Source organism: Enterobacter sp. CGMCC 5087, from assembly GCF_003144775.1.
GTDB classification, from domain to species: Bacteria; Pseudomonadota; Gammaproteobacteria; order Enterobacterales; family Enterobacteriaceae; genus Enterobacter; species Enterobacter cloacae_M.
The window spans coordinates 1-4,578 of sequence record NZ_QFXN01000209.1 but is presented as its reverse complement, the minus strand read 5'-3'; the positions used below and the strand labels follow the sequence as shown (position 1 = coordinate 4,578).

Sequence of the window (4,578 nt, the reverse complement as noted above, 5' to 3'; positions counted from 1 at the left end):
GGATGATCGATCAGCTGCGAATCGCTGATCGACGTTCCACGCGAAAACATGATCGATCAGAGCGGAATACGCAGCAAGTTGCAGAAAAGGATTGTCATGATGAAAAAGATTGGTGTCGTGCTGAGCGGATGCGGTGTTTACGATGGTTCTGAAATACATGAAGCCGTAATCACGCTGCTGGCCCTGGCTAAGCAGGGAGCAGAGGTTATTTGTTTTGCGCCGGACAAAAATCAGGCGGATGTGATTAATCATCTGACCGGCGAGCCGATGGCGGAAACCCGTAATGTACTGATTGAAGCCGCGCGTATTGCGCGAGGTGATATCCATCCTCTTATTCAGGCAGACCCTACAGAGCTTGATGCGCTCATTGTGCCGGGTGGGTTTGGGGCGGCCAAAAATCTCAGTACCTTTGCTGCGCAGGGAGCGGAGTGTCAGATCGACCCTCATCTTAAAGCGCTGTCGCAGGCCATGCATGCGGCTGGAAAACCGCAGGGCTTTATCTGCATCGCGCCGGCAATGCTGCCCAGGATTTTTGATTTCCCGCTGCGCCTGACTATCGGGACGGATATTGATACCGCAGAGATCGTCGAGGAAATGGGGGGCGAGCACGTTCCTTGCCCGGTTGATGACATTGTGGTTGATGAAGATAACAAAATTGTCACCACGCCAGCGTATATGCTGGCGAATAATATCGCTGAGGCGGCCTCAGGTATTGAAAAGCTGGTGGCTCGCGTGCTGGTGCTGACTGAATGAGGCGTAAATTTGCCGCAGGCGCAGGAGTGAAACGTTTTCTCTTGCGCATCGTACTTGTGCTGGCGGTATTCTGGGGAGGCGGGCTGGCTTTATTCAGCATTATGCCGGTTCCGTTCTCTGCCGTTATGGTTGAGCGCCAGCTTAGCGCGTGGTTCAGCGGCGATTTCGGCTACGTTGCCCACTCTGACTGGGTGAGCATGGACGAGATCTCACCGTTCATGGGGCTGGCGGTCATCGCGGCGGAGGACCAGAAATTCCCGGAGCACTGGGGGTTCGACGTGGCGGCCATTGAGAAGGCGCTAGCCCATAACGAACGCCATGAAAACCGCGTGCGCGGTGCGTCAACCTTGTCGCAGCAGACGGCCAAAAATCTGTTTCTGTGGGATGGTCGAAGCTGGGTGCGAAAAGGGCTGGAAGCGGGGTTGACCCTGGGAATGGAAACGGTCTGGAGCAAAAAACGCATTCTGACCGTCTATCTGAACGTCGCTGAGTTTGGCGACGGCATATTTGGCGTGGAAGCTGCCGCACAGCGGTATTTCAATAAGCCAGCTAGCCGTCTGAGCATGTCAGAAGCGGCGCTACTGGCCGCTGTGTTACCGAACCCTATCCGCTTTAAGGCTAGTGCCCCATCAGGGTACGTGCGAAGCCGTCAGGCGTGGATTATGCGCCAGATGAATCAGCTGGGTGGAGAGGGGTTTATGCAGCGTAATAATCTTATGTAGAGCGGGTAAGCGCAGCGCTACCCGCCTGAATAGCAGACCTTAATCTTCGTCGAACCCTGCGTTAAACAGGGCAATCACCGCCGCCAGAGCTTCCTCTTCCTGAGGACCGGTGGCTTCAACCTCAATCTGGCGCCCTTTGGCGGAATCCAGCATCAGCAGCGCAATCACGCTGTTCGCTTCCGCTTCGGTACCTTCGTCATTCCGCAGCAGAACCTCGGCATCGAAACCCTGCATCAGCTCGAACAGCTTCATCGCCGGGCGTGCATGCATACCCAGCTTATTGGTGATCTCAACGGTTTGTTTTACGGTCATGTTTTACGTTTTTCCAGCGTGCGATGACGGGACTGAACGTTCTTCCCGCGCGAGCGGAAATAGTCGGCCAGCTGTTCGGCGATATAAACCGAACGATGTTTACCGCCGGTACAGCCAATCGCCACCGTCAGGTAGCTACGATTGTTTGTCTCCAGCATAGGTAACCATAGCTCAAGGTAGCTTCGCGTCTGGTAGATAAAATTGTGTACTTCTGTATGCCGGTCGAGGAACGCCGCCACCGGCTTATCCAGACCGGTCATTGGACGCAGCTTCGGATCCCAGTGCGGGTTCGGCAGGAAGCGCACGTCGAAAACGTAATCCGCATCGATTGGAATACCGTGCTTAAAGCCGAAGGATTCGAACACCATCGTCAGTTCGCGCTCGCGTTTACCCAACAACCGGGTACGCAGCATTTCCGCCAGCTCGTGAACGGACATCTCAGAGGTGTCGACAATCAGGTCGGCACGAGAACGCAGCGGTTCCAGCAGGTCGCTCTCTTCATCGATAGCGCTCTCCAGAGAGAGGTTCTTGCTGGATAGCGGGTGCAAGCGACGGGTATCGCTGTAGCGGCGGATCAGCGTATTGCGGTCTGCATCAAGGAACAGCAGCTGAGGCGAGAACGCGTCAGGCAGGTTGCTCATGGCCTGTTCGAAGATCTCTGGCGATTCAGGCATGTTGCGAACGTCGATACTGACGGCGGCAGAGGTTTGTCTCTCCGCCAGCGTGCGGGCCAGGTCGGGCAATAACACGACCGGCAGGTTATCGACGCAGTAAAAACCCATGTCTTCCAGGGCACGCAGAGCAACGGATTTCCCCGACCCTGAACGGCCACTGACAATCATCAGCACCATGTTCCGTTTCTCCTCAGGACAACAGATGTGAAGGCCATCTCCTGGTTATGCATCATCCTGATTGCCTTCTGCTTCAGTGATAATTTGATAGAGCTCTTCATCACTTTGGGCCGAGCGCAGTCGACGGCAAATGGTTTTATCGGCCAGACGTTTTGCGACCAGCGACAGCGTATGCAGATGGGTTTTCGTCTGGTCGGCAGGCACCAGCAGCGCGAAGAGGAGATCGACGGGCTGGTTATCAATGGCATCGAAAGCGATGGGTGTTTCAAGCTGCACAAAGACACCAACGGCACGCAGGGTATCCTCTTCCAGTTTGCCGTGCGGGATCGCGATGCCGTTGCCGATACCGGTACTGCCCATTTTTTCACGGGTCAGAATCGCTTCGAACACCACCTGCGGCGGCAGGCCCAGCTGTTTGGCAGCCAGTTCACTGATGATCTCCAGCGCACGTTTTTTGCTCTGGCAGTGAACCGCACTGCGGGTACATTCCTGGTTAAGGACATTGCTCAGTTGAAGAGCGGAATCGTTGTTCATCATAATTTCACCTAAGCGCTAACTGTACAAATGGCCTGTTGTGTTTCACAACAGGCCGTCCTGCACCCGTTAACTGCCCGGACAATTAGTGTTGTTTCAGTTTATCTTTATGTTTATTGAGCTGTCGTGCAAGCTTATCAATCAAGCCGTCGATAGCAGCGTACATGTCTTGCCCTTCCGCACTGGCATGCAGTTCACCCCCGTTAACATGCAGGGTGGCATCCGAGATGTGAGTCACTTTCTCCACTTTCAACACAATATAGACCTGATTGATCCTTTCGAAATACTGCTCGAGTTTTGCAAACTTCGCGTTCACGAAGTCGCGTAAAGCCTCAGTAATTTCGACGTTTTGTCCAGTGATGTTGAGCTGCATAGTGTCTTCCTTATCGGTTGTGTCAGACCAGCTGTTTACGCTGGTTAGACGGCGGAATGGATAAAGACTCTCGATACTTCGCAACAGTACGACGTGCCACCATAATACCCTGATCGGACAGCATGGTGGTTAACTTACTGTCGCTTAGTGGCTTCGCGGGGTTCTCCGCGGCGATCAACTTCTTCACCAGGGCACGAATGGCCGTTGACGACGCTTCGCCGCCGCCCTCGGTATTCACATGGCTGGAGAAGAAATACTTAAGCTCAAATATACCGCGTGGACTGTGCAGATACTTCTGCGTGGTGACACGGGAAATGGTTGATTCATGCATCTCGACGGCCTGAGCGATATCCGCCAGTACCATCGGTTTCATATACTCTTCGCCCTGCTCAAAGAACGCCTGCTGCTGTTCGACAATACAGCGGCTGACGCGTAGCAGCGTATCATTTCGGCTCTCCAGACTTTTGATCAGCCATCGCGCTTCCTGAAGATTGCTGCGAATATATTGATTGTCGGAGTCGTTACGTGCGCTGGTGCACATGGAGGCATACTGCTGGTTGATTTGCAGGCGAGGGATGCTGTCTGAATTCAGTTCAACGACCCAGCGGTCATTGTGTTTTCTGACCAGCACGTCCGGGATGACGTACTCCGGCTCGCTGGTCTGGATCGACTGTCCCGGGCGCGGATCGAGCGACTGGATCAGATTCACCGCTTCTTTCAGCACCTCTTCCTTCAGGCGCGTGACGCGCATCAGGCTGCGGAAATCGTGGTTGGCCAACAGATCCAGATGATCGCTTATGATTAAACGCGCCTCGTCGAGCCATGGCGTCTCTTTGCTGAACTGAGAAAGCTGGATCAGCAGGCAGTCGCGCAGATCTTTTGCGGCCACGCCTACCGGATCGAAACGCTGGATGCGCTTCAGAACGGCTTCGACTTCCTCAAGCTCAATCTCGTCGTCGCCCATGCTTTCCAGAATATCGTCCAGCGTGACGGTCAAATAGCCGGTGTCGTCAACGGCATCGACAATTGAGGT

The 4,578-nt window shown here is 54.3% G+C and carries 7 protein-coding genes; 2 read left to right on the top strand and 5 right to left on the bottom strand.

Translation table 11 applies throughout. The annotated features are described in order from the left end of the window. Positions 1–99: 99 nt before the first annotated feature. Positions 100–753: an isoprenoid biosynthesis glyoxalase ElbB gene (elbB, locus tag DEO48_RS17540; protein ID WP_047743546.1), complete on the top strand. Its 654-nt coding sequence runs from the start codon at positions 100–102 to the stop codon at positions 751–753. Next, complete coding sequence (gene mtgA, locus DEO48_RS17535; RefSeq protein ID WP_045355397.1) at positions 750–1,475, top strand: monofunctional biosynthetic peptidoglycan transglycosylase; 726 nt, start codon at positions 750–752, stop codon at positions 1,473–1,475. The genes elbB and mtgA overlap by 4 nt, the downstream gene beginning before the upstream one ends. Positions 1,476–1,514: 39 nt before the next feature. Here mtgA and npr read toward each other — a convergent pair whose 3' ends face one another. The 5 genes from npr to DEO48_RS17510 form a co-directional block, all read right to left on the bottom strand. Then, positions 1,515–1,787, bottom strand: a complete 273-nt coding sequence (gene npr, locus DEO48_RS17530) for a PTS phosphocarrier protein NPr (RefSeq protein WP_003861872.1) — start codon at positions 1,785–1,787, stop codon at positions 1,515–1,517. Then, the gene (gene rapZ / locus DEO48_RS17525; protein ID WP_014885397.1) at positions 1,784–2,638 is read right to left on the bottom strand and encodes an RNase adapter RapZ; all 855 of its coding nucleotides are present in this window, start codon (positions 2,636–2,638) and stop codon (positions 1,784–1,786) included. The genes npr and rapZ overlap by 4 nt, the downstream gene beginning before the upstream one ends. A 45-nt stretch (positions 2,639–2,683) precedes the next feature. After that, positions 2,684–3,175 carry a PTS IIA-like nitrogen regulatory protein PtsN gene (ptsN, locus tag DEO48_RS17520; RefSeq protein ID WP_008501443.1) on the bottom strand — a complete coding sequence of 164 codons (492 nt, stop codon included), beginning with the start codon at positions 3,173–3,175 and terminating at the stop codon, positions 2,684–2,686. An 82-nt stretch (positions 3,176–3,257) separates the two neighbouring features. Beyond that, positions 3,258–3,545 (bottom strand): ribosome hibernation promoting factor, encoded by a 288-nt coding sequence (hpf, locus tag DEO48_RS17515; protein ID WP_008501444.1) that lies wholly within the window; start codon positions 3,543–3,545, stop codon positions 3,258–3,260. A gap of 22 nt (positions 3,546–3,567) precedes the next feature. Then, positions 3,568–4,578: RNA polymerase factor sigma-54 (locus tag DEO48_RS17510; RefSeq protein ID WP_109845841.1), on the bottom strand; the 1,011-nt coding region annotated here is incomplete at its 5' end.

What these genes read in the sequence shown, in the direction of transcription:
- npr (WP_003861872.1), bottom strand. Translation starts at nt 1,787, where the DNA reads ATGACCGTAAAACAAACCGTTGAGATCACCAATAAGCTGGGTATGCAT.
- ptsN (WP_008501443.1), bottom strand. Translation starts at nt 3,175, where the DNA reads ATGATGAACAACGATTCCGCTCTTCAACTGAGCAATGTCCTTAACCAG.
- rapZ (WP_014885397.1), bottom strand. Translation starts at nt 2,638, where the DNA reads ATGGTGCTGATGATTGTCAGTGGCCGTTCAGGGTCGGGGAAATCCGTT.
- elbB (WP_047743546.1), top strand. Translation starts at nt 100, where the DNA reads ATGAAAAAGATTGGTGTCGTGCTGAGCGGATGCGGTGTTTACGATGGT.
- mtgA (WP_045355397.1), top strand. Translation starts at nt 750, where the DNA reads ATGAGGCGTAAATTTGCCGCAGGCGCAGGAGTGAAACGTTTTCTCTTG.
- hpf (WP_008501444.1), bottom strand. Translation starts at nt 3,545, where the DNA reads ATGCAGCTCAACATCACTGGACAAAACGTCGAAATTACTGAGGCTTTA.